Raw genomic sequence first — 21,358 nt, 5'->3', positions numbered from 1 at the left:
TAACACTTGTTAGGGAAGGAACATCCGATGGACCTGACCCACACACCGGCGGCCGAGGCCCTGCGGGCACAGGCCCGGGACTGGCTGCGCGCGCACGTCCCGGCCGCCCCGCTGCCCTCGCTGGAGACGGCGGAGGGCTTCGCGGCGCACCGCGCGTGGGAGGCGGAGCTGTATGCCGGCCGCTGGTCGGTGGTGTCCTGGCCGGCCGAGTACGGTGGCCGGGGCGCGGACATCTTCGGCTGGCTGCTGTTCGAGGAGGAGTACTACGCGGCCGGGGCCCCCGGCCGGGTCTCCCAGAACGGCATCAACCTGCTCGCCCCGACCCTCTTCGACCACGGCACCCCGGAGCAGCGGGCCCGGGTGCTGCCGTCCATGGCGAGCGGCGAGGTCATCTGGGCGCAGGCCTGGTCGGAGCCGGAGGCCGGCTCCGACCTCGCCTCCCTGACCTCGAAGGCGGTACGGACCGAGGGCGGCTGGCTGCTGTCCGGGCAGAAGACCTGGTCCTCCCGGGCCGCCTTCGCCGACCGCGCCTTCGGCCTCTTCCGCACCGACCCCGAAGCCGCCCGGCCCCACCAGGGGCTCACCTACCTGATGTTCGACCTGCGGGCGCCCGGGGTGACGGTCCGGCCCATCGGCCGGCTCGACGGCAAGCCGGCCTTCGCCGAGCTCTTCCTCGACGAGGTGTTCGTCCCGGACGAGGACGTGATCGGGGAACCGGGCCAGGGCTGGCGGATCGCCATGTCCACCACCGGCAACGAACGGGGGCTGACCCTGCGCTCCCCAGGGCGGTTCCTGGCGGCGGCGGACCGGCTGGCCGCGCTCTGGCGGGCCACCGCCGACCCCGCAGACACCGCGCTGCGCGACCGGGTCGCCGACGCGGTGGCCGGGGCCCGCGCCTACGAGCTGTTCACCTGGGCGAACGCCTCCCGCTTCGCGGCGGGGGAGGTGATCGGCGCGGAGTCCAGCCTGAACAAGGTGTTCTGGTCGGAGTACGACATCGCGCTCCACGAGACGGCCCTGGACCTGCTCGGCCCGGAGGCCGAACGGGCCGACGGGGAGTGGGCCGAGCCGTGGATCTTCTCCCTGGCCGGGCCGATCTACGCCGGGACGAACGAGATCCAGCGCGACATCATCGCCGAGCGGCTGCTCGGCCTTCCGAAGGGCCGCCGCTGATGCGCTTCCTGCCGACCGGGGAACAGGCCGAGTTCGCCCGTACGCTGCACCGGCTGCTCGGCGCCGCCGACCTGCCGGCGGCGGTCCGCTCCTGGGCCGCCGGCGAACCGGCGCCGGGGCTGGAGGTGTGGCGGAAGCTGGCCGGCACCGGGCTGTTCGCCCTGCCGGTGCCCGAGGCGTACGAGGGGCTCGGCCCGCTCCCGGTGGAACTGGCCCTGGCCTTTGTGGAACTGGGCCGGGCCGGGATGCCGGGGCCGGTGGTGGAGACCGCGGCGGCGGCCGTGCTGATCGCGGAGCTGGGTGACGATGTGCTGGCCGCGCGGTTCCTGCCGGCCCTGGCGGCGGGCGAGGCGGTGGCCACGCTGACCCTGCCGGGCGGCGGCCCGTACGCACTGGACGCGGAGGCGGCCGGGTTCCGGTTCGCGGTCTGGGGTGACGAACTCCGGCTGTCGCCGGGCCCCGGGCCGGTGCTGCCCTCGACGGACCCGGCCCGGCGGCTGTCGGTCCTGCCGGCCGGGGGCGAACTGCTGGCGGCCGGGCCGCGGGTGCTCGCCGCGGCCGGGGCCGCGCTGTGCTGGGCCAGGCTGCTGACCGCCGCGCAGTGCCTGGGAGTCGGGGAGGCGCTGCTGACGCGTACGGTCGACTACGTGAAGCAGCGCACCCAGTTCGGCGCGCCCGTCGGCGGCTTCCAGGCGGTGAAGCACCGGCTGGCGGACACCCTGCTGGGCCTGGAGTTCGCCAGGCCGCTGGTGTGGGCGGGGGCGCTGCGCCTGGACCGGGGGGATGTGGCGGCGGCGAAGCTGGCGGCGGGCGGGGCGGCGTACCGGGCGGCGGCCACGGCACTGCAACTGCACGGCGCGGTGGGCTACACGGAGGAACTGGACCTCTCCCTCTGGCTCCGCAAGGCCCGCCCCCTCCGCGACGCCTGGGGCACCCCTTCGGCCTGCCGCGCCGAACTCCTGCTTGGATTGCCCCGCGGCCGGTGATCGGCGGTCGGCGGTCGGCGGTCGGCGGTCGGCGGTCGGCGGTCGGCGGTCGGCGGTCGGCGGTCGGCGGTCACGAGAACGGGAAGTCGCGGGATGCGTGTGGCGGTGTCGGTCTACGGGTCGCGCGGGAGCGTCGAACCGATGGTGGGACTCGCGGTGCGGCTGCGGGAACTCGGCGCGGAGGTGCGGGTGTGCGCGCCGCCGGACGAGGAGTTCGCGGAGCGGCTGGCCGAGGTGGGCGGGGCGATGGTGCCGACCGGCCGGTACGCCCGCTGGTGACCTCGGTGACGCCGGGGTCGGCGGTGGGTCTGGCGCAGCGTGCGGCCGAGTTGACGGCCGCGCAGTTCGACACGGTCGCCGCGGTGGCCGAGGGGTGTGATGCGCTGGTGGCGACCGGCCCGTTGCCGGTCACGGCCGGCGCGCGTTCGGTGGCCGAGAAGCTGGGCATCCGCTACGTGCATGTGAGCCACCAGCCGGTCAGTCTGCCGTCGCCGTACCGCCGGCCGCCCGCGCGGCGGGGCCGGCCGCTGCCACCTGAGATGACCGACAACCGGGCGCTGTGGGACCTGGACGCCCGGATCGCGAACGAGATGTTCGGCGAGATGCTCAACACCCGGCGGGCGACGGCCGGCCTGCCGCCGGTGGACGAGGTCCGCGACTACGCCTTCACCGACCGCCCGTGGCTGGCCACGGACCCGGTCCTGGACCCGTGGCGGCCGACGGACCTCGGCGTGGTGCAGACCGGTGCGTGGGTCCTGCCGGACGACCGCCCGCTGCCGGCCGGGCTGGCGGCGTTCCTGGACGCCGGCCCGCCGCCGGTGTACGTGGGCTTCGGCAGCACGCTCGTGGGCGCCCCGGACGTCGTCGCCCGGGCGGCCGTCGAGGCGGTCCGCGGGCAGGGCTGCCGCGTGGTCGTCTCCCGCGGCTGGGCCGGCCTGGCCCCGATCGACGACGCCGAGGACTGCTTCGCCGTGGGCGAGGTCAACCACCAGGCGCTGTTCCGCCGGACGGCTGCCGTGGTGCACCACGGCAGCGCGGGCACGACGGCCACCGCCACCGCGGCCGGTGTGCCGCAGGTGGTGGTGCCCCAGGGGGCGGACCAGCCGTACTGGGCCGGCCGGGTGGTCGGCCTGGGCCTCGGCGCGGCCCACGACGGCCCGACCCCGACCGCCGGGTCCCTGTCGGCCGCCCTCGGGACGGCCCTGGCCCCCGGGACCCGGGCCCGGGCAGCCGCCGTGGCCGGCACCATCCGCACCGACGGGGCGGAGGTTGCGGCGCGGCTGCTGCTCGACGCCGCCGACCGGTAGAGGCGTACTACTCCGGCGGCCTGAGGGGAAGGCAGGATGGGGGGATGACGAGGCCCTCCAGCGAGATCCGCGCCCGGTCCTTCAGCCAGGCCGCCGGCCGCTACGGCACCTACCGGCCTCCCTACCCCGCGGCCCTCTTCGACACCCTGGAGAAGGTGTCCGGACGATCGCTGCGCGAGGCCCGTATCGCCGATGTCGGCGCCGGCACCGGCATCGCCACCGCCCAGCTGCGGGACCGCGGGGCCCGGGTGCTGGGGATCGAGCCCGGCGAGGGCATGGCGCTGGAGTTCCGGCGGCGGCTGCCCGGCGTGCCGGTGGTGCGGGGTGACGGCAACCGGCTGCCGTTGCGGGCCGGTTCGCTGGACTTCCTGACGTACGCGCAGTCCTTCCACTGGACCGACCCGGCCCGGTCCGTCCCGGAGGCGGCCCGGGTGCTGTGCCCCGGCGGCGCGCTCGCGCTGTTCTGGAACGAACCGGACGTGTCGGTGCCGTGGATCGCGGAGCAGAACGACCGGCTGACGGCCCGCTTCGGCGAGGGCTGGTACATCGCCGACCACAGCGTGCCCGGCACCGATCTCGGCCTCGGCTTCACCGACCACACCCTCACCTGGTCCCGTCGCATCCCGATCGGCACCCACCTGGCCAAGCTGTCCACGCACTCGCTGTTCCTGACCGTGGGCCCCGAGGGCGAGGAGTTCCTCGCGGCGGAACGGGCGGTGCTGGCCGCCCGGTTCCCCTCCGGCGAGGTCGAGGAGCAGTACTCGGTGGTCCTGCGGATCGCCGTCCGCCGGCCGGACTAGGCGGTCAGGCGGCGCAGCAGAGTGCGGCGGGGCCGGCCGGGGCGGGGGTGCGGGTCAGGGGGGTGGGCACGGGGCGGGTGGTGTGGGGGGTGGTCGCGGTCTGCGCGCCGCGGTTGCGTGCGAAGACGACCAGGCGCAGCACCACGAACCGTGCGACGCCGGCGAGTGCGGAGGCGGACAGGTAGACGACCTGCTGGAGCACCGCGCCGGGTGCCGCCACCAGCTGCTGCAGGACGAACATCGCCGCGCAGGTGACCGCGTACGCGGCTGCCGCGGACCCGGCCGACTGGGCGTGCTGGCGCCAGGTGGCGCGCCCGCCCGCGCCAAAGGTGAAGCGGGCGTGCAGCTCGGTGGCCAGGACCGTGGAGACCACGGTGATCACGGCGTTGGCCAGGACCCAGGGGATCCAGGAGGCCAGGGCCGCCACGGCGAAGCTGGAGGCGAGCCCCACACCGCCGCCGCAGAGCACGAACCGGGCGAAGGCGGTGAAGGCGCCGGGTGCCACCTGCTCCCGGCTCTGTGCTGTCTCCATGATCCGACCCCCGTCGACGACTCCCGCATTCCCCATGGCGCCATCATGGCACACGCATGGCGCCATGGCGAGCCAAATGTGGCACCACCTGGTTTCTGGTGGCGCCATGATGCTGCCGGGGTCGCAAACGTGCAGGTCAGCGAAACTCGTGGACGAGCTCGATCCGGCCGACGATGTGCGCGTTGAACTCGCCCAACTCCTCCGCCGGCACCCACAGCTCGAGGATCGTCCGCCCGCCGGCCTGCTGGACCGGATAGCGGGAGACAAAGGCGGAGTCCACCTCGAAGCGGGTCACGAAGCCCGCGCCGTCGTGCTTGACGTTCCAGTCGCGGGCGATGCGGATCGCGTAGTCCTCGTTGAGGACCGGGTAGAAGATCGGCTGCTCGGGGAGCCGGGGCGGCCAGGCCCGCCAGTCGAGCTCGCGGACCAGGTCCAGCTCGACGGGACCGGTGGGGCGCCAGAGGGTCGTGGTGGGCTGGGTGGTCGTGGTGATCATGGGGCGCGAGCCTAGGTGGCGCCGGGGTGGCCGGGCCAGCCGGTTTTGCGGGGGCGCCGCGGGGGCGGTCAGGGGGAGCTCGATTCGGACACTCGCGTGCGCCCCCGGAAACAGATCCGGCCAGCGGGGCATCCCCGGAATCCGGACGCTCTATTTCACCGGACGTTGAACCAGGTCAGCCCGGTGGGCAAAAGTTGCACTTTGCACCACCAGGCATCCGCCAGGCTTCGTTCCGGCCAACTTGAATTGCGCCCTTACCGCCGCGAAGCGGCCTCAATAGACTCACTACCGCTCACATGCGATAGGCATCCGCTTATCGGTTCTCTCTTCCTTATTGGAGGAATTATGGGCGAGTCCGTGAACGAACAGACCATCATCGACGACATCGAGTCCCTCGACAGCCTGGAAGTTCTCGAGGCCGAGGACCTGGACGAGGGCGTGGCCTTCCACGCGTTCCGCTTCAAGAACTGACCCGATCATCGCCGGCCCCGGTGCGGTTCGCCACCCGGGGCCGGAGGTGCGCCGCCTCACCCGAAAGGCTTCCCGTTCCCGGTGAGAATATATCTTCAGCTGCTCGGCCACCGGCGGTTCGCAGCGCTTTGTTTCGGGCAGGCGGTTTCCCTGCTCGGCGATGCACTTTTCCCGATTATCGTGGTGGTTTCCGCTGCGCAGGCGGGAACTCCGGCGGAAACGATCGGCGCCGCATTTGCCGCGCGATTCCTTGCGCTCGGTGGCGTGGTGTTGTTCAGCGGCGCCGTGCTGGACCGTATTGATCCGGTCATCGCCGCGGTGAGCGCTGATGCGACCCGGGTGGGCGCGCTGATCGCGCTGGCTTTGTTCTGGGACGGGAACCTGGACGCACTGGTCCTGGCCGTGGCCGTGGTCATCGGACTCTGCGAGGCGGTCAGCGAGCCGGCCCTGCTCGTCATCGCCCCCCGCATCCTTCCCCACAACCCGGACCCCCACCCCCGCTCGGCGGAAGCGGAAGCCGCCGAGGAGAGCCGGATCACCGCCGCCTACGGGCTGCTCGAAGGTATGCGGAACCTCTCCGGCATCGTCGGCCCGACCTTCGCCGCCGCGCTGATCGCCCTGTTCAGCCCCTCCGTGGGCGCCCTGGCCGCCGCCCTCGCCTTCGGCCTCTCCGCCGCGGCCACCCGCTGGGCCGGCGGCCGGTACAGCGCCGCCCGGCGGGCCGAGGAGAAGGCCACCACGGAGCAGGGCGCGGACAGCGCAGAGGGCGGCGAACAGGAAGGCGACGAGCCGCTGTTGCGGTCCGCGCTCGGCGGACTGGGCGTGCTCTGGCGGATCCGCTGGCTGCGCTACGTCCAGGTGCTGGCCGTCGTCCACGTCCTGCTCGCCGTCGGCCCCTGGATGGTCGCCCTGCCGGTGCTCATCATCGAGCGGCAGCACTCCGCCACCGTCTACGCCCTCGTCCTCGGCTCCTTCGCCGCCGGCACCGTCACCGGGGCCTTCCTCGGCGGCCGGATCCGCGGCAGCCGGCGCGGCCTGGTCGCGCTGGCGCTGCTCGCCCTGTTCGGCCTGACCGCCCTGGCGCCCGTACTGACCGGGTCGGTGCTGCTGCTGATGGCCGCGTTCGTGGTAGGCGGGGTCGGCCAACAGGCCTTCGACGTGGTGAAGATGGCCGGCCTGCGCCGGGAGGTGCCGGAGCGGCTGCACGGCCGGGCCTTCTCCGCCGACTTCTTCTTCTCCTTCGCCTCCCTCCCCCTCGGCCAGCTGCTGGGCGCGGCCCTGCTGCGGTTCTTCGAGGTCGAAGCGATCATGCTGTGGGCCGGCGGGCTGGTGATCGTGACCACCGTTCTGACGATGCTCAGCAAGGACGCCCGGCGCTTCACCTCGGGGTCCGCCCCGGCGGCCGGCGACGGAGTCCCGGACCAGCGGGGGCCCGGCCGGGCCGATCCCGCGGAACAGGGCGAGAATGCCGGGACACGTTGACCTGTTCGAGGAACACGGCGAGGTGGCCGCCCTCTGGCCGGAGGGCCGCTACCGGGACCGCACCGTCGTGTGCTTCGACCGCCACCTCGACCTCAAACCGCTCGCCCCGGGCGGCGAGGCCGCCCTGCTGCGGGCCGTCGCGGACGGCGGGGACCCGGCCGGTCTGCTGCGGAGGCTTCCGGTGCGCGGGGTGCCCGGCGCATTCGGGCTGGACGACTTCTGGTCGGCCGCGGCAATCGCGGGCGGTCTCACCGACCTCGTCTGGGTGCCCAGCTGGACCTCCCACGAGGGCTGGGCGCGGACCGCGGTGGACTCCGTCTCTCTGATCGCCACCGGGGGCGCCCCGGTCTTCCCGCACACCACGGACTGCTGTCTGACCGTGCGGCTGTGCGGGGTACGGCTGGCCGTGGTGCCCCCCGATCTGCTGCCCCGGCATCTGGCGGCGCATGTCACCGGGGACGTGGTGGCGGACATCGACCTGGACTGGCTGATGGACGAGCACGGGCGGGCCGACCACTCGGTGGCGGAGCTGGCCGCGCTGGTCGCCGTCTGCGGCGGTGAGCTGTCGGCGATGACCTGGTCCACCCGATCGGGTTTCCTGCCGCAGGAGTTCCGCCGGGTCGGCACCGATGTCGCCGCCCGCCTCGGCCTGAACGCCCGCGCCTCCTCCTTCCTGCCGTCGACTCCGTGGCCGGAGGACCTGCTGCTGACCGTCCACCGGGGCGGACCGCTGCCGGAGGGCCCGGCGGCCGGGCCCGGCGGGCCGCCGGAGGCCGCCGGAGTGACCGTGGCCCTGCGCGGGCTGGCGCTCGCCGCCGAGGACCCGGGCGGGGCGGAGGAGTACTACGGGCGGGCCGCGGCCGGCGGATACCGGTCGAGCTGGCTCGCGTACAAGATCGGGATAGCCCACTACGCCCGGGGCGGCCACCGCACGGCCCGGGACTGGCTGCGCGAGGCGATCGCCGTTGACGGCCGGGACACCCTCGCGATGCATGCCCGGATCATGGCGGTACGGGCCACCGCGCGGCTGGACGGCAGCAGTGCGGCCCTCGCCGAACTGCAGGGCCTGGCCAAGGAGTTGCCGCTGCGGGCCGGGGTGTGGCGCACCCTGCACGTGCTCGCGCGGCAGTGCGGGGACACCGCGACCGCGACCGAGGCGGCCGGCCGTCTGGCCCTGCTGGACCGGCTGACCGGGCCCGCGCCCGGAATACCGCCTGGGGAGCCGGTATGAGCGCCAGCGGCCCGGGTCACGGCAGTGACGTGCTGCTGGTGATGCCGCCGGTGAGCGAGGCCGTGCAGTTCCCCTACCTCGCCCTGCCCCAGCTCGCCGCCGCCTGGAGCGCCCGCGGCTACCGGCCGGTCTGCCGCGACCTGAACCTGGAGTACCGCACCGCGGTGCTCCGCCGGCGGTCGGCCGTCGAGGCGCTGCCACCGGCCGGCCCCGGCTCCGGTTCCGGCTCCGGCTCCGCCAAGGAGGCCTTCCGCCGGATCAGCGAGCGCTACCGGGAGGACCACGGCCAGCGGCTGCTCGACCGGTCCCGCGACCGGACCTCCGGCTTCGACCAGGAGGTGGCCATCCGTGCCGTCGTCCGGTACGTCACCCAGCAGGCCACCGAGGACGGCTGGATGGTGCCCGGCCCCTTCCCGCTGTCCCGGATGGACCGGCTCGTCGAGGCCGGCAGCACCGGCTGGTCGGCGCGCTGGGGCGCGGCGCGGCTGGCGGAGCTGCTGGACCGGCACCGGCCCCGGGTACTGGCCTTCTCCATCCCCTTCTTCAGCCAGCTGGTGCCCACCCTCGCCCTGTGCACCCTGCTCAAGGGGCAGCGCCCGGACCTGCGGATCATGGTCGGCGGGCCGACCGTACAGATGTGGGCGCGGATGCTGCGCCGCACCGTGGCGGCGGCCCGGCACGTGGACCACTGGTGCCTGGGCCACGGCGAGGACTACCTCGGACGGATCCTCGACGGTCCGGACTCCCCCATTGCGGAGCCCGGCCTCGCGGACGGCTTCGTGCTGAACGAGCAGCCCATGCCGGACTTCGGCCAGTTCGACTTCGCCGACTACAGCAACCAGGCCCACCAGTTCCCCTACCGGCTGACCGTCGGCTGCTTCTGGGGCAAGTGCACCTTCTGCTCGTACGGCAACCGCTACCACGACGCCCGGGCCTTCCAGCAGGTCTCCCCGGAGGTGGCGGCCGGCCATCTGGTCGAACTGGCCGCCCGGCTGGGGATCACCGATGTGGCGGTCACCGACGAGAACACGGGCCTGCGGCATCTGATGCGGGTGATGCGCGCGGTCCGCGACCGCGGCGCGGCGCTGACCTTCCGGGTCCGGGCCCGGCTCGAACCGGAGCTGGCCGACCCCGCGTTCTGCGAGCGGCTGTACGCCCTGGGGTGCGTACAGATGTCGGCGGGGTACGAGACCGACGCGCAGGGCATCCTCGACTCACTGCGCAAGGGCCAGGACGCCCGGCACGCCGAGCGGGCGGTGGCCAATCTGACCGCGGCGGGGATCACCACCAACCTGTCGTTCATGGACGGCTTTCCGCATCCGGAGGCCGAACAGGGGCACCGGGACACCGTGGCGGTCATCCGGCGGCATCCGGAGGACATGGGCCTGGACACGATGCAGCTGCTGGTCGCCGAGCCGGGCAGCCACCTGTGGGAGAGCCGGCGGGCGCACGCGGAGTACGCCGAGGGTGCCGGGGACGAGTACCTGATCACCAACGAGGGGCTGGCCTTCGCCGCCGGGCGGGTCGGCGGTGCCCTGCTGGACCTGGAGGCCACCGAGGAGGCCCGGCAGCGGCTGCTGCGGATGGGGGTGGAGGCCGTGCCCGACGCGGAGCGGTCGAGCCGGCCCGACCTGGTGCAGCGGCCGGAGGCGGTGGCCGGGTCCGCCCCGGCGGACGCCCTGGTGGCTGCGGGTGTGCCGGTCCGGCCGCGGTTCGGGGTCGCGCTGGACGTCGTACGGGCGCAGTGGTTCCTGGCGGATCTGGCGTGGCCGCGGATGGCCGCGCTGCCGCCGGGGGTGGCGCGGGCCGGGGACGGGCGGCTGACCGGAGACGGACCGGGGGCCCGCCGGTGGCTGTCCCGGATGGTGGAGAAACGCCTGCTGGAAGTAGTGGAAGGGGGCATCTGATGGAAGCGGCAGCGGATACGGGACGACCGGAGCGGACGGAGAGGCTCGGTCTCGGCCTGGGTATGGACCTGGTGTGGGGCGAGCGGATCGGCTTCGAGAAGTCCGGCGAGGGCCGGCCCACGGACCAGGTGGCGGCCTTCCTCGGCCGGCACGCGCGGGACTACGACTACATGTTCGTCGCCTTCCAGCCCATCGACTACGGCCCGCTGGAGCCGGAACGCTATTTCCCCGCCTACGACCGGCTGTTCGGCCTGTTCGGGGCGGACCGGCCGCGCGCCTTCCACCACACGATGCTGAACACGGGCAGCCCGGAGGAGTACGGGAAGGCCGCGGTCGCGGAGTTCACCAATGCGCTGATCGAGCGCTACGGGTTCCGCTGGGTCATCGAGGACCTGGGCATCTGGTCGCTGGGCGGGCGCAGTCTGCCGTATCCGATGCCTCCGGTGCTGACGGCCGAGGGGCTGCGGCGGTGCATCGGCCATGTCGGGGAGTGGGTGCGGCGGCTGGACGCCCCGCTGTCGGTGGAGTTCCCCGGGTTCACCGAGGGCGGCAGCTTCCTCGTCGGGACCATGGACGCGTTCGCCTTCTTCGACACGGTGATCCGCGAGACCGGCGCCCTCGCCACCATCGACATCGGGCACATCCTCGCCTACCAGTGGCTGATGGGGCGGACCGGAGAGCGCATGTTCGAGGGGCTGGAGGCGCTGCCGCTGGACCGGTGCCACGAGGTGCACCTGTCGGGCTGCCAGATCGTCGACGGCCGGTTCCGGGACCTGCACCACGGGGTGCTCCTCGACGAGCAGCTGACCCTGCTGGCCCATCTGCTGCCGCGGATGCCCCGCCTGACCGGGGTCACCTACGAGGACCCGAACTTCGATGCGGCGGGCGAGCTGGTGCCGAAGTCGCGGCCGAACGCCGAGCGGCTCTTCGCGCTGGTCCGTGCGTGGCAGGAGGAGGCCCGTGCCGGTGTCCGCTGACCCACATGACCACGATGACCACGACCGGATTCTGCAGGTACTGGACCGGCTGCTGTACGACAGCGCCGTCCGGACCGCATTCATCGAGCACGGGCCGGCCGATCCGCGGCTGGGTCTGGACCCGGAGCTGGTCGCCGCCTTCGCCCGGGTGGACGTCCGGGAACTGGCCCTGGTGGGGCGGAACATCCGGTCCAAGGTGGTCAGCGGCGGCACCGGGACCGGCCCGGGGCTGGCCCGGGGCTTCGCCCGGTCGCTGGAGGTGATCCGCGAGCGGACCGGGCGGACGACGAACGAGGTGGCCGAACTGTTCGTGGCCTCGCCGGAGTTCCGGGAGTTCCGGGACGTGCCGTTCTCGCCGGCCGGGCGGGGACGGCTGCTGCCGGAGTGCTTCCACCGGTTCGTCGCCGGTTCCGCGCCGCCGCTGTCCGGGGTGGAACCGCTGGTGCACCACGAGGCGGCGGTGGGGGTGGCCCAGGCGGTGGCCACCGGGGCGGAGGCGACCTTCGCGGTGGGGCTGGCCGGGTTCGCCTCGTACGGCGGGGTGCAGTGCGCCTTCCGGGAGTACGCGGAGGCGCCCGCCGACTGGTCGCTGGAGCCGACCCTCTACCTGGCGGCACCGGGCCGCTGTGTGGTCGGGCGGGGCACCCGGCCGGTGTTCGACGCGCTGGTCGCCGTCCTGGCGGGCCGGGCGGAGTCACTCGCGCCGAAGGTCCGGGAATCCCTGGAGGCACGGCTGCGGAACTGGGGGCTGCGATGAGCGAGCGGACCGTACTGGACATCGGTGAGTTCTACGAGACCTTCTGGCGCCGGTGGCCGGTGGTGTGGCGGGGCTGCGGGAGCGAGTTCCTCTCCCCCGCCCTGGACTGGGACCGGATCGCGGCGCTGGAGGAGCGGCTGGCGGAGGAGGAGCCGGAAGGGGCGGAGGTGCGGCGGCGGGCGGACGGGCAGGTGCTGTTCGTCAACCAGGCGCAGCACGTGCTGCCCGCGCTCGATGCGGCCTGTGCGGTGCTGGCGGGCCGGTTCGGGTGGCGGGAGTGCACCGCCGACCTGTCGGTGACCCGGGGCGGGGGTGCGGGCATCGGCTGCCATTTCGACCACAGCGACAACTTCGTGGTGCAGCAGCGGGGTGCGAAGGACTGGCTGGTCGGACTGCCGGAGCACACCTCCCCGGACCGGCAGCGCAAGCGGATGCTGGACGTGAAGGGGTTCGTGCCCTCGGGGCGGCTGCCCGAGGAGCCGTTCCGGGTCCGGCTGGAGCCCGGCGACGTGCTGTACCTGCCGGTGTTCGCCCCGCACGAAGGCGTCCAGGGGGATACGGCGGCGGGCTCGGTCAGCGTGTCCTTCTCCTGCAATGCGGAGAGCGCCCTGACCCGGTACCTGCGGCCACTGCTGCGCCGGCTGTCGGAGGAGCAGCCGTGGTGGGAGCCGCTGCCGCCGGCCGGGGCCGCGGGTCCGCAGGACGCGCAGCGGCTGGAGGAGGCGCTGGTACGGGCACTGCGGGACGTGACGGCGGATGGGACGGCGGACGGGAGGGGACGGGTATGAGGGTGAAGGACCTGGCGGCGGACCGGTCTGCGGCGGGGCTGCCGGATCTGGCGCTGATCGTGCTGGCCGAGGACGCGGCGGCGGTGGCGGCCAATGAGCAGCTGAACCGGGTGGTGGCCCGGCAGTACCTGGTGCGGGTGCTGCGGGCGGTGCAGCGGCTGGACGGGGAGCACCGGGCGGATCCGGCGCTGTCCCGGGTGCGGGAGCTGCTGGACGCCATGGATGTGGATGCCGCCCTGTCCTGGGCGCTGCGGCCCGAGGTGACGGGCTGGGTGTGGCGGGCCGAGGCGCGCTCGGTGGACCCGGCGCGGCTGCTGCGGGTGCTGGCGGACTGTCTGGCGTACGACCCGGCAGCGGCTCCGGCCGTGGTGCGGCTGGGCTCGCCGGGCGGGCCGGCGCCGGTGGTGACCGGGGAGGGGCTCGCCGGAGGTTCGGTGTTGCTGGACTGGGTTGCGGAGGGCGACGAGTGGCCGGTCCGGCTGGATGCGGCCCGGGCCCGGGCGTTCGCGGCCCGGCTGCAGGCGGCGGCGGAGCTGCTGGCGGCCCAGTGGCCGGAGGGGCTGGCGCTGGCCGCGCGGGACATCCGGGGGTTCGCCGCGCTGGGCAACCACCGGGGGCTGAAGCCGCTGAACTTCAGTGTGCACGGGCTGCGCGGGCTGGTGCTGACCAGCGAGCGTCCGGCGTACATGCTCGCCCAGACGCTGGTGCACGAGGGGACCCACCAGAGGTTCAGCGGGGTGCTGGACTGTGTGGCGCTGGTGCGGAACCCGAAGGCCACCCACCATTCGCCGTTCGTCGATGCGGAGCGACCGCTGGGGCACATCCTGCACGGCATCCTGTCCTTCATCAACGATGCGTACGCGGCCTGGCGGCACCAGGCGGTGGAGCGGGATCCGGTGGAGCTCGACCGGCTGGAGCGGTACCGGCTGCAGAAGGTGGAGCAGCTGCGGGCCGCGGAGAAGAACCTGCTGGAGGTGGCCGAGCCGACTCCTGCCGGGGAGCGGCTGCTGGCCGGCTGCCGGGCCGCGATCGGCCGGCTGAGCGGCGACTGAGCGTGGCTGACCGAAATACGGTCGACCTGCTGGCAGCGGGGCTGCGGGAGGCGGCCGGGGTGTTCGGCCCGGCGGCCTCGATAGCGCGGCGGGAGCGGGCCGACGGTCTGATACGGGTGCACATTCGGCTGGGTCCGGCCCGGCACGGCCACACCCCGCAGTGGGGGGTGGCGGCCTATGACGGCGGCTTTGTGGCGCGTGAACTCGCGCAGGGGATACAGCAGTTACGGAGGGACCGGGAGCTGCTGGCGCACCGGGTGCCGGTGGACCGGCCGCTGGCCGGGGCGGCCCTGCTCTCGCCGGCCGCGGCCGGGGTCTTCGTCCACGAGTGCTTCGGGCACACCAGCGAGGCGGACAACTACCTGGCCGCGCAGGCGGCCGGGGCGGACCGGCGGCTGGGCGACCGGTGGACCGCGGCCCCCCTGACGGTCCGGGACCGGCCGGGCGCCCGCCCGTATGCGGGCAGCTACCGGCACGACGACGAGGGCACCCTGGCCCGCCCGGTCACCCTGCTGACGGACGGCCGGTGGACGGGGCTGCTGACGCATCGGGCGACGCGGCGGCTGAGCGGCGGCCGGAGCACCGGCCACGGGCGGGGCCGGGCGGGTGCCGCGCTGCCCCGGTGCAGCGTGCTGGAGGTCGCCCCGGGGCCGCATCCGCCGGCCGAGCTGCTGCGGCGGATGGGCGGGGGCTGGCTGCTGGGCACCCCGGTGGGCGGCTGGTCGGTGCGGGGGCTGGTGATACTGGAACTGCTGTGGGTGCGCCGGGTCGAGGGGGGCCGGCTCACGGACGAGGTGCGCGGGCCGGCGGTGGTCTGCGCGCGGAAGTCCGCGCTGGCGGCCCGGGTCTCGGCGATCGGCAGCGACCCGGTGGTGCACAGCTCCCCGTACACCTGCGTCAAGGAGGGGCACGAGGTCGGCTCGACCCTGATCAGCCCTTCACTGCTGCTGGACCGCTGTGTGCTGCGGCCGTTGGACCAGCTGACCCGGGCGGGCTGAGCGGGGCGGGCGGGCTCGCCGGGCCGGGCCGGCTCATGCGGTGGTCATCCCTCCGTCCACCGTGAACTCGGCGCCGGTGATGTACGAGGAGGCGTCCGAGCAGAGGAAGAGCACCAGCTCGCCGACCTCCTCGGGGCGGCCCATCCGGGCCAGCGGCAGATGCGACCAGTCCCGGCCGGCCACCGCCCCGGCCACCATCGGGGTGTCGATCGCCCCCGGGTGCACCGAGTTGACCCGGATCTTGTCCCCGCCCAGGTCCAGTGCCGCCGAGCGGGTCAGGCCGCGCAGCCCGAACTTGGTGGAGCCGTAGGCCGCGTGGCCCGGGATGCCGACCAGGCCGGCGGTGGAGGAGATGTTGACGATCGAGCCGCCGCCGGCGGTCCGCAGCACCGGGGCCACGGCCCGGATGCCGAGGAAGGGGCCGAGCAGGTTGACCCGGAACAGCAGCTCGAAGCCCTCCGGGCTCTGCTCCTCCACGTGCGCGGTGTGCCACAGGGCGGCATTGTTGACCAGGGCGGAGACCGTACCGAAGGCGTCCACGGCCGCCCGGACGGTGCTGTCCCAGCTCGCCGGATCGGCCACGTCGTGGCGGAGGAACAATCCCTGGCCGCCGAGTTCGGCCGCGACGGCCCGGCCCTCCTCCTCGCGTACGTCGGTGACGACGACCCGGGCCCCGGCCGCCGCGCAGAGCCGGGCCTCGGCCGCGCCCTGGCCGCGGCCGGCGCCGGTGATCAGGACCACCTTGCCGTCGAGTGACGCAGTCACGGGTCGACCCTCCTCGGCTCTACTCCGAATAGGAATACTTCTAGCAGGCATATCCGTCAGGGGGAAGGGGGCCGCCGGGGACCGGTCGTAGACTTCGCCGCGTGGCAGAAGAGACGAACAGGCGCACCCTCCCCGCGACCAGCTGGGCGGTGCTCGGGCTGCTCTCCTTCGGGGAGGAGCTCTCCGGCTACGACCTGAAGAAATGGTCGGACCGGTCCCTGCGGTTCTTCTACTGGAGCCCGTCCTTCAGCCAGATCTACAGCGAGCTCAAGCGCCTGGAACAGGCCGGCTACGCCTCGTCCCGGATGGTCGCCCAGGAGACCGGCAGCCGCGACAAGCGGGTGTACCGGATCACCCCCGAAGGCCTGGCCGCCGTACGGGAATGGGCCCGCGAGGCCCCGGTCGATCCGCCGGTGCTCAAGCACGGGCCGATGCTCCGGCTCTGGCTGGGCCATCTGCTGGAGCCGGAGCAGATGCGCGAAGTCCTGTTGCAGCACCAGGAGTTCGCGGAATCGATGCGGCTCCGGGCGGTGGCCGACGCGGAGGCGGCCCAGGGGGAGGCGGCCTGGGCGTACCCGGCGCTCACCCTCAAGTGGGCGGAGCGGTACTACGCCTCCGAGCGCGATCTGGCGGCCGGCATGCTGTCCGACATCGAGGAGCTGGGCCCGCTCCCGTAGGCGCGCCGGGAGCGGCGGCGCGCCGCCCCGGTATCGGGTGAACCTGAGCTTGGATACCCGTATGACGACGAACAACTGGGCAGCGTTCGAGCAGGCGGAACCCGAGTTCGCGGCGACGGTACGGGCCCGCTTCGCGCAGTACCCCCACCATGTCCTCGCCACCCTCCGCAAGGACGGATCGCCCCGGGTGGCCGGCCTGAACACCGAGTTCCGGGGTGGCGAGCTGTGGCTCGGGATGATGCCGGACTCCCGGAAGGCGAAGGACCTGCAGCGCGATCCGCGGTTCGCGCTGCACACCAACCCGGGGGCGGGCGAGACCATGCCGGACGGTGACGTCCGGATCTCCGGCCGGGCCATCGAGGTCGTCGACCCGCCGGAGCAGCACCGGTTCGCGGAGGAGACGGGCACTGAGCATCCGTTCCACCTGTTCCGCACGGAGCTGACGGAGGTGGTCCACATCGGGGTCGACGGCGATGACCTGGTGATCCGGGCCTGGACCCCGGCGCGCGGGCTGCGCACCCTGCGCCGGGGCAACGACGACGAGCCGCCGCGGGAGGACTGACGGTCAGTCGTCGTCGGAACCGGCGTCCACGTCGGAATCCGAGTCCGCGTCGGAATCTGAGTCGGAGTCGGAACCGGTGTCGACGTCGGCATCGTCATCGGCATCGGAGTCGGAATCGGAATCGGAATCCGGGTCCGGCGCGGGGTCTACGGCCGGGTCCTCTTCGAGCGCGCCGGTCAGGGCCACGTCGAGCCAGTTGCGGTCGATGTTGATGGTGATCCCGCCGTAGGTCGCGTTGTGGTCGCCCCGGAACTGGTGGGCGCGCCGGCCGCCGACCCACTGGGCGGTGCCGGCCGGCAGCCCCATGTCGGCGTCGGTCACCGAGGCCGACCGGTTCCAGGCCGCCGCCCACAGCACGTCGGGCATCGAGCCGGGCGCCTGGTCGTGGTGGCGGCTGAGGGCCTTCACCCCGGAGCTCGCCGACACGTAGGCGCCGGAGCGGTAGCCCAGCTGGTGCAGTTGTTCCGTCCAGGCGACCAGGTAGGACACCACGGGGGCGTCCCAGGTGGCGCGGTCGGTGTAGCTCTCGACGTCGTTGTAGAGGATGGTGCCCTCGGCCAGGCCCAGCCGGCGGGCAGCCGCCACGGCCCCGTCGGCGGCGGTCCGGCCCTGCTCCGCAGCGGTGCTGGGCGAGGTGGACAGGCCGGTGCTGCCGTTGTGCCAGGGCTGCGGGCCGACCCAGATCGGCATCAGGTGCCAGCCGGTGTCCGCCTGCTGCCGTACCCAGTCGGCGGTCAGCTTCGGCTGGGCGCAGGCCCGGGCCGGACCGCCGATGTAGACGCCGATGGCTCTGAAGGGGGACTCCTTGAACCAGGCGTCCATGGTGCTCTGGGCGGGCGCGGTGCAGGCGTCGAAGCCCTCGCCGCGGTAGGGGGCCTGGGCTTCCACGTCGACCCGGACCGCGGGCGTGACGGGCGGTACGACGGGCCGTCGGGCGGCGCCGGTCCGTGCGCCCGCCATCACCCGGCGGGCTGCCGCGGGCGTGTCCCCGTACGAGACGGTGGCCATGAGGCCGGCCTGGCGCAGCGCGTACCGGATCTCGTTGCTGCCGCCCGGCGGCGCGGCGGCGGGCAGCGCGGTGCCCAGGGGAACGGTCACGGTGGGGATGTCGGCGCGCTCGGGGGCGCCCCGGAGGGGTTCCAGGTGCAGGGTGTCGGCGCGGGCGGCCACCGCCCGGCCGGAGCAGTCGCGTTGGCTGCCGGCCGGCCCGAGGTAGAGGCTCGGCACGTCCAGGCGCAGGCAGGTGTCGGGGGTGCGGTCGAGGTCGACGATCCGCCAGTGGCCGGGGACGGTGAGCCGCATCCCCTGGTAGGACACGGTCCGCTCCCCCTCGGGCGGGGCGGCGGGGGCCGGGGCCGCGGCGGACGGGGCGAGGGCGGCGGAGGCCAGGGTCATGGCCCCGACCAGGGAACTCAGCAGAATCCGAGACAGCATGGACCTGTAGGTACCAGACCGTGTGCCCGCTCAACTGCGCCTCCCGGAGGCCTTTCTCGTGCGTCACCCGCACGGGTGCGGCGAGTGCCTGCGCGTCGGAAAAATCAGGTGCCCCGGACCGGTCCGGCTTCCTACACTCGCCAAGCCGAATACCGAGAAGGACGAGAGAGGGGAGCCAGGGTGATGTGCCGTCAGCGCACTGCCGCCTTCGTTCCCCCTGCCCGGTACGACGTGATCCGAGTGTCCCGCGGCGCGCGGTGTCCGCTGCGCGCCCGACACCGCATGCCCGTGACCTGAGGTGACGCACGCCTGAGTGCTGCTGTCGCCTGCCGGCCGGGAATCGCGCTGCCGCTTTCTCTTCTCGTCCGAAAGGCCCTGGGCCATGCGCACCAACCCCACCAACCTCACCAACCCCACCACCCTTGTCCGGAACCTCGGCATCCTTGCCCACGTCGACGCCGGCAAGACCACCCTCACCGAGCGGATCCTGTTCGCCACCGGCACCATCCACAAACGGGGCGAGGTCCAGAACGGGACGACCGTCACCGACTTCGACTCCCAGGAACGCGACCGCGGCATCACCATCTTCGCCGCGGCCGTGAGCTGCGCCTGGGGCGGACACCGGGTCAACCTGATCGACACGCCGGGCCATGTCGACTTCGCCGACGAGGTGGAGCGGTCCCTGCGGGTCCTGGACGGGGCGGTCGCCGTGTTCGACGGCGTCGCGGGGGTCGAGCCGCAGAGCGAATCGGTGTGGCGGCAGGCCGACCGGTACGGGGTGCCGCGGATCGCGTTCGTGAACAAGCTGGACCGGGCCGGTGCCGACCTCGACACGGCGGTCGCCTCGATCCGGGACCGGCTGGGCGCCGTCCCGCTGGTGGTGCAGCTGCCCATCGGGCGGGAGGACGGTTTCACCGGCGTGGTGGACCTGCTGGAGATGCGGGCACTGCACTGGCCGGCGGGCGCCGACACGTACGAGACGGGCCCGGTGCCCGAGGAGCTGCGTGCGGAGGCGGAGCGACGGCGCCGGCAGCTGGAGGAGGCGGTGGCCGAACTCCATCCGGCGGCGCTGGAGGAGTTCTGCGCGGCCTCGGAGCTCACCGGGCACACCCTGGCCACGGCCCTGCGCGACCTGACCCTCTCCGGCGACGGCGTGGTGGTGCTGTGCGGCTCGGCGTACCGGAACCGGGGCGTCGAACCGCTGCTGGACGCGGTGCTGGCGTACCTGCCGTCGCCGGCGGACCTGCCGCCGGTGCGTGGCACGCGGCCCGCCGACCCGGCGGAGCCGTTCACGGCGCTGGCGTTCAAGGTGACGGCAACGGCGACGGGACGGCTCACCTATCTCCGGGTGTACGCGGGCACGGTCCGCAAGGGCGAGTCGGTACTGGACCCGGGCACGGGCCGGACGGAACGGATCGGCCGGATCCTGCGGGTGCAGGCGGACCGGCACGAGGAACGGGAGGAGGCGGTGGCCGGTGACATCGTCGCCGTGATCGGGCTGAAGTCGGCCCGGGCCGGGACGACGCTGTGCGCGCCGTCGGCTCCGCTGCTCCTCGAACCGCCGACGGTGGCCGAGCCGGTGGTGTCGGTGGCGGTCGAGGCCCTGCGCAGTACCGACACCGGCCGGCTGGCCTCGGCGCTGGCGCGGCTGGTGGAGGAGGACCCCTCCCTGGTGGTGCGGTCGGATGCGGAGACCGGGCAGACGGTGCTGTCGGGGATGGGCGAACTCCATCTGGAGGTCGCGGTGGAGAAGATCCGCCGCGGGCAGGGTGTGGAGGTCGTCGTCGGCCGGCCGCAGGTCTCCTACCGGGAGACCGTGGTGCGCGGGGTGACCGGCTTCGTCCACCGGCATGTCAAACAGGACGGCGGCTCGGGCCAGTTCGCCCACATCGTGCTGGACGTCGAGCCGGCCGGAGAAGGAGAGGAGGCGGGATTCGTGTTCCGTTCGACGGTCACCGGTGGCCGGGTGCCGCAGGAGTTCGTCCGCGCGGTCGAAGCCGGCTGCCGGGACGCCCTCGGGGCGGGCCCGCTGGGCGGCTACCCGGTGACGGGGCTGCGGGTCACGCTCACCGACGGGGCGACCCACTCCAAGGACTCCTCGGAGATGGCGTTCCGCGCGGCGGGCCGGTTCGGGCTGCGGGACGCGCTGCGCGCGAGCGCGCTGGAGCTGCTGGAGCCGGTCGCGGAGGTCACGGTCACCGTGCCGGACGATGCGGTGGGCGGCGTCCTGGGCGATCTCGCGGCCCGCCGCGGGCGGGTCTCCGCGTCCCGCACGCAGTCCGGCACCGCGGTGGTCACGGCGGCCGTGCCGCTGGCCGAGCTCTTCGGCTACGCGTCCCGGCTCCGCGGCCGTACCCAGGGCCGAGGCACCTTCACCACCCGCCCGGCCCCCCTGGCCCCGGTCCCGCCCTCGATCGCCACGACGGTCCTGACCGGCTAGCCCAGCCATCTGCCACGGCGCCCGCCCTCTTCCGGGTGGGCGCCGTGGCGGAGGCACTGAGTATCCGCACAGGCGGGATGAGTACTCCAGCGCACGCGCGCCGGGCGGTCCGGCCGGTCGAATGGGGTCATGAACGCGACCCCGCCGCCCCAGCCCACCGCAGGCCCGTACGCACCGGCCGGCGCGGGCACCCCGTGGTTCCTGCTCCCGCTGCTGTTCACGCTCCTGGCCCTGCTCGGCGGCGCGTACACCTACCGCTCGAGCATCCTGTCCGGCGGCCCGCTCTGGCTGCTCCTGCCCTACGCGCTGCCGCTCGGCCTGCTCGCCGGATCCTGGATCCCGCCCCGCACCCCGGAGGGCCGCGTCCGCAGCATCGCCCTGGGCGGCGCCGGCAGCTTCATCGCCCTGGTCTACGCGCACGCCGCCAGCGCGCTGCTGTTCACCCTCGCCATCGCGGCCTGGCTCGTCCAGGGGGACTGACACCCGGCCGCCAACGCCACGGCGCCCGCCACCCCTGGTCGGG

At 73.9% G+C, this 21,358-nt stretch carries 19 protein-coding genes and 1 pseudogene; 16 read left to right on the top strand and 4 right to left on the bottom strand.

The genetic code is table 11. From position 1 onward, the window contains the following. The first annotated feature begins 27 nt into the window (after positions 1-27). The 4 genes and pseudogenes from ABT123_RS10065 to ABT123_RS10050 all read left to right on the top strand — a co-directional run bounded on the left by ABT123_RS10065 (position 28) and on the right by ABT123_RS10050 (position 4,266). Positions 28-1,173 (top strand): acyl-CoA dehydrogenase family protein, encoded by a 1,146-nt coding sequence (locus ABT123_RS10065; RefSeq protein WP_351311653.1) that lies wholly within the window; start codon positions 28-30, stop codon positions 1,171-1,173. Then, positions 1,173-2,159, top strand: a complete 987-nt coding sequence (locus ABT123_RS10060) for an acyl-CoA dehydrogenase family protein (RefSeq protein ID WP_351311651.1) — start codon at positions 1,173-1,175, stop codon at positions 2,157-2,159. Before ABT123_RS10065 ends, ABT123_RS10060 begins: the two co-directional genes overlap by 1 nt. Before the next feature lie 93 nt (positions 2,160-2,252). Continuing rightward, positions 2,253-3,466: pseudogene (locus tag ABT123_RS10055) on the top strand (glycosyltransferase). Between the two features lie 44 nt (positions 3,467-3,510). Continuing rightward, positions 3,511-4,266 carry a class I SAM-dependent methyltransferase gene (locus tag ABT123_RS10050; RefSeq protein WP_351311649.1) on the top strand — a complete coding sequence of 252 codons (756 nt, stop codon included), beginning with the start codon at positions 3,511-3,513 and terminating at the stop codon, positions 4,264-4,266. Positions 4,267-4,270: 4 nt separating this feature from the next. Here ABT123_RS10050 and ABT123_RS10045 read toward each other — a convergent pair whose 3' ends face one another. Together ABT123_RS10045 and ABT123_RS10040 are read right to left on the bottom strand one after the other, a co-directional pair. Beyond that, a complete protein-coding gene (locus ABT123_RS10045; protein WP_351311647.1) occupies positions 4,271-4,798 on the bottom strand; it encodes a GtrA family protein in 528 nt (175 codons plus the stop codon). 136 nt (positions 4,799-4,934) lie between these two features. Next, positions 4,935-5,294, bottom strand: coding sequence for a hypothetical protein (locus ABT123_RS10040; protein ID WP_351311645.1), 360 nt, complete (start codon positions 5,292-5,294; stop codon positions 4,935-4,937). Positions 5,295-5,846: 552 nt separating this feature from the next. On the opposite strand from ABT123_RS10040, the gene ABT123_RS10035 reads away from it, so the two are divergent. From ABT123_RS10035 to ABT123_RS10000, 8 genes are read left to right on the top strand one after another with little or no spacing between them, the layout of a single operon-like run. Continuing rightward, positions 5,847-7,247 (top strand): MFS transporter, encoded by a 1,401-nt coding sequence (locus ABT123_RS10035; protein ID WP_351311643.1) that lies wholly within the window; start codon positions 5,847-5,849, stop codon positions 7,245-7,247. Further along, the gene (locus tag ABT123_RS10030; protein ID WP_351311641.1) at positions 7,231-8,478 is read left to right on the top strand and encodes a tetratricopeptide repeat protein; all 1,248 of its coding nucleotides are present in this window, start codon (positions 7,231-7,233) and stop codon (positions 8,476-8,478) included. Before ABT123_RS10035 ends, ABT123_RS10030 begins: the two co-directional genes overlap by 17 nt. Then, positions 8,475-10,385 carry a B12-binding domain-containing radical SAM protein gene (locus ABT123_RS10025; protein ID WP_351311639.1) on the top strand — a complete coding sequence of 637 codons (1,911 nt, stop codon included), beginning with the start codon at positions 8,475-8,477 and terminating at the stop codon, positions 10,383-10,385. The genes ABT123_RS10030 and ABT123_RS10025 overlap by 4 nt, the downstream gene beginning before the upstream one ends. After that, positions 10,385-11,362: a multinuclear nonheme iron-dependent oxidase gene (locus tag ABT123_RS10020; RefSeq protein WP_351311637.1), complete on the top strand. Its 978-nt coding sequence runs from the start codon at positions 10,385-10,387 to the stop codon at positions 11,360-11,362. The genes ABT123_RS10025 and ABT123_RS10020 overlap by 1 nt, the downstream gene beginning before the upstream one ends. Next, on the top strand, positions 11,352-12,119 hold the full coding sequence (locus ABT123_RS10015) for a hypothetical protein (RefSeq protein ID WP_351311635.1): 768 nt from the start codon (positions 11,352-11,354) through the stop codon (positions 12,117-12,119). Before ABT123_RS10020 ends, ABT123_RS10015 begins: the two co-directional genes overlap by 11 nt. Further along, positions 12,116-12,907: a JmjC domain-containing protein gene (locus ABT123_RS10010; protein WP_351311633.1), complete on the top strand. Its 792-nt coding sequence runs from the start codon at positions 12,116-12,118 to the stop codon at positions 12,905-12,907. Before ABT123_RS10015 ends, ABT123_RS10010 begins: the two co-directional genes overlap by 4 nt. Next, positions 12,904-13,959, top strand: a complete 1,056-nt coding sequence (locus tag ABT123_RS10005; protein ID WP_351311631.1) for an aKG-HExxH-type peptide beta-hydroxylase — start codon at positions 12,904-12,906, stop codon at positions 13,957-13,959. Before ABT123_RS10010 ends, ABT123_RS10005 begins: the two co-directional genes overlap by 4 nt. A gap of 2 nt (positions 13,960-13,961) precedes the next feature. Beyond that, positions 13,962-14,957 carry a metallopeptidase TldD-related protein gene (locus ABT123_RS10000; RefSeq protein ID WP_351311629.1) on the top strand — a complete coding sequence of 332 codons (996 nt, stop codon included), beginning with the start codon at positions 13,962-13,964 and terminating at the stop codon, positions 14,955-14,957. 33 nt (positions 14,958-14,990) lie between these two features. Here the strand turns inward: ABT123_RS10000 and ABT123_RS09995 are convergent, their stop codons facing one another. Then, positions 14,991-15,773 carry an SDR family NAD(P)-dependent oxidoreductase gene (locus ABT123_RS09995; RefSeq protein ID WP_502970917.1) on the bottom strand — a complete coding sequence of 261 codons (783 nt, stop codon included), beginning with the start codon at positions 15,771-15,773 and terminating at the stop codon, positions 14,991-14,993. A 50-nt stretch (positions 15,774-15,823) separates the two neighbouring features. On the opposite strand from ABT123_RS09995, the gene ABT123_RS09990 reads away from it, so the two are divergent. Both ABT123_RS09990 and ABT123_RS09985 read left to right on the top strand, forming a co-directional pair. Then, positions 15,824-16,399 (top strand): PadR family transcriptional regulator, encoded by a 576-nt coding sequence (locus ABT123_RS09990; RefSeq protein WP_351311627.1) that lies wholly within the window; start codon positions 15,824-15,826, stop codon positions 16,397-16,399. A 61-nt stretch (positions 16,400-16,460) separates the two neighbouring features. After that, positions 16,461-16,961 carry a pyridoxamine 5'-phosphate oxidase family protein gene (locus ABT123_RS09985; protein ID WP_351311625.1) on the top strand — a complete coding sequence of 167 codons (501 nt, stop codon included), beginning with the start codon at positions 16,461-16,463 and terminating at the stop codon, positions 16,959-16,961. 3 nt (positions 16,962-16,964) lie between these two features. Here ABT123_RS09985 and ABT123_RS09980 read toward each other — a convergent pair whose 3' ends face one another. Continuing rightward, positions 16,965-18,395 (bottom strand): DUF1906 domain-containing protein, encoded by a 1,431-nt coding sequence (locus tag ABT123_RS09980; RefSeq protein ID WP_351311623.1) that lies wholly within the window; start codon positions 18,393-18,395, stop codon positions 16,965-16,967. A 382-nt stretch (positions 18,396-18,777) separates the two neighbouring features. On the opposite strand from ABT123_RS09980, the gene fusA reads away from it, so the two are divergent. Together fusA and ABT123_RS09970 are read left to right on the top strand one after the other, a co-directional pair. Next, a complete protein-coding gene (gene fusA, locus ABT123_RS09975) occupies positions 18,778-20,835 on the top strand; it encodes an elongation factor G (RefSeq protein ID WP_351311621.1) in 2,058 nt (685 codons plus the stop codon). A 129-nt stretch (positions 20,836-20,964) separates the two neighbouring features. Beyond that, the gene (locus tag ABT123_RS09970; RefSeq protein ID WP_351311619.1) at positions 20,965-21,315 is read left to right on the top strand and encodes a hypothetical protein; all 351 of its coding nucleotides are present in this window, start codon (positions 20,965-20,967) and stop codon (positions 21,313-21,315) included. Positions 21,316-21,358: the final 43 nt, after the last annotated feature.

The organism is Streptomyces sp. NPDC002054 (assembly GCF_040296685.1).
GTDB lineage: Bacteria > Actinomycetota > Actinomycetes > Streptomycetales > Streptomycetaceae > Streptomyces.
The sequence above is the reverse complement of the archived record's forward strand: the minus strand, read 5'-3'. Positions and strand labels throughout refer to the sequence as shown.

Bases quoted from the DNA above. Each gene is read 5' to 3' on its own strand.
- ABT123_RS10065 (WP_351311653.1), top strand. From the start codon at position 28: ATGGACCTGACCCACACACCGGCGGCCGAGGCCCTGCGGGCACAGGCC.
- ABT123_RS10060 (WP_351311651.1), top strand. From the start codon at position 1,173: ATGCGCTTCCTGCCGACCGGGGAACAGGCCGAGTTCGCCCGTACGCTG.
- ABT123_RS10050 (WP_351311649.1), top strand. From the start codon at position 3,511: ATGACGAGGCCCTCCAGCGAGATCCGCGCCCGGTCCTTCAGCCAGGCC.
- ABT123_RS10045 (WP_351311647.1), bottom strand. From the start codon at position 4,798: ATGGAGACAGCACAGAGCCGGGAGCAGGTGGCACCCGGCGCCTTCACC.
- ABT123_RS10040 (WP_351311645.1), bottom strand. From the start codon at position 5,294: ATGATCACCACGACCACCCAGCCCACCACGACCCTCTGGCGCCCCACC.
- ABT123_RS10030 (WP_351311641.1), top strand. From the start codon at position 7,231: ATGCCGGGACACGTTGACCTGTTCGAGGAACACGGCGAGGTGGCCGCC.
- ABT123_RS10025 (WP_351311639.1), top strand. From the start codon at position 8,475: ATGAGCGCCAGCGGCCCGGGTCACGGCAGTGACGTGCTGCTGGTGATG.
- ABT123_RS10020 (WP_351311637.1), top strand. From the start codon at position 10,385: ATGGAAGCGGCAGCGGATACGGGACGACCGGAGCGGACGGAGAGGCTC.
- ABT123_RS10010 (WP_351311633.1), top strand. From the start codon at position 12,116: ATGAGCGAGCGGACCGTACTGGACATCGGTGAGTTCTACGAGACCTTC.
- ABT123_RS10005 (WP_351311631.1), top strand. From the start codon at position 12,904: ATGAGGGTGAAGGACCTGGCGGCGGACCGGTCTGCGGCGGGGCTGCCG.
- ABT123_RS09995 (WP_502970917.1), bottom strand. From the start codon at position 15,773: ATGCCTGCTAGAAGTATTCCTATTCGGAGTAGAGCCGAGGAGGGTCGA.
- ABT123_RS09985 (WP_351311625.1), top strand. From the start codon at position 16,461: ATGACGACGAACAACTGGGCAGCGTTCGAGCAGGCGGAACCCGAGTTC.
- ABT123_RS09980 (WP_351311623.1), bottom strand. From the start codon at position 18,395: ATGCTGTCTCGGATTCTGCTGAGTTCCCTGGTCGGGGCCATGACCCTG.
- fusA (WP_351311621.1), top strand. From the start codon at position 18,778: ATGCGCACCAACCCCACCAACCTCACCAACCCCACCACCCTTGTCCGG.
- ABT123_RS09970 (WP_351311619.1), top strand. From the start codon at position 20,965: ATGAACGCGACCCCGCCGCCCCAGCCCACCGCAGGCCCGTACGCACCG.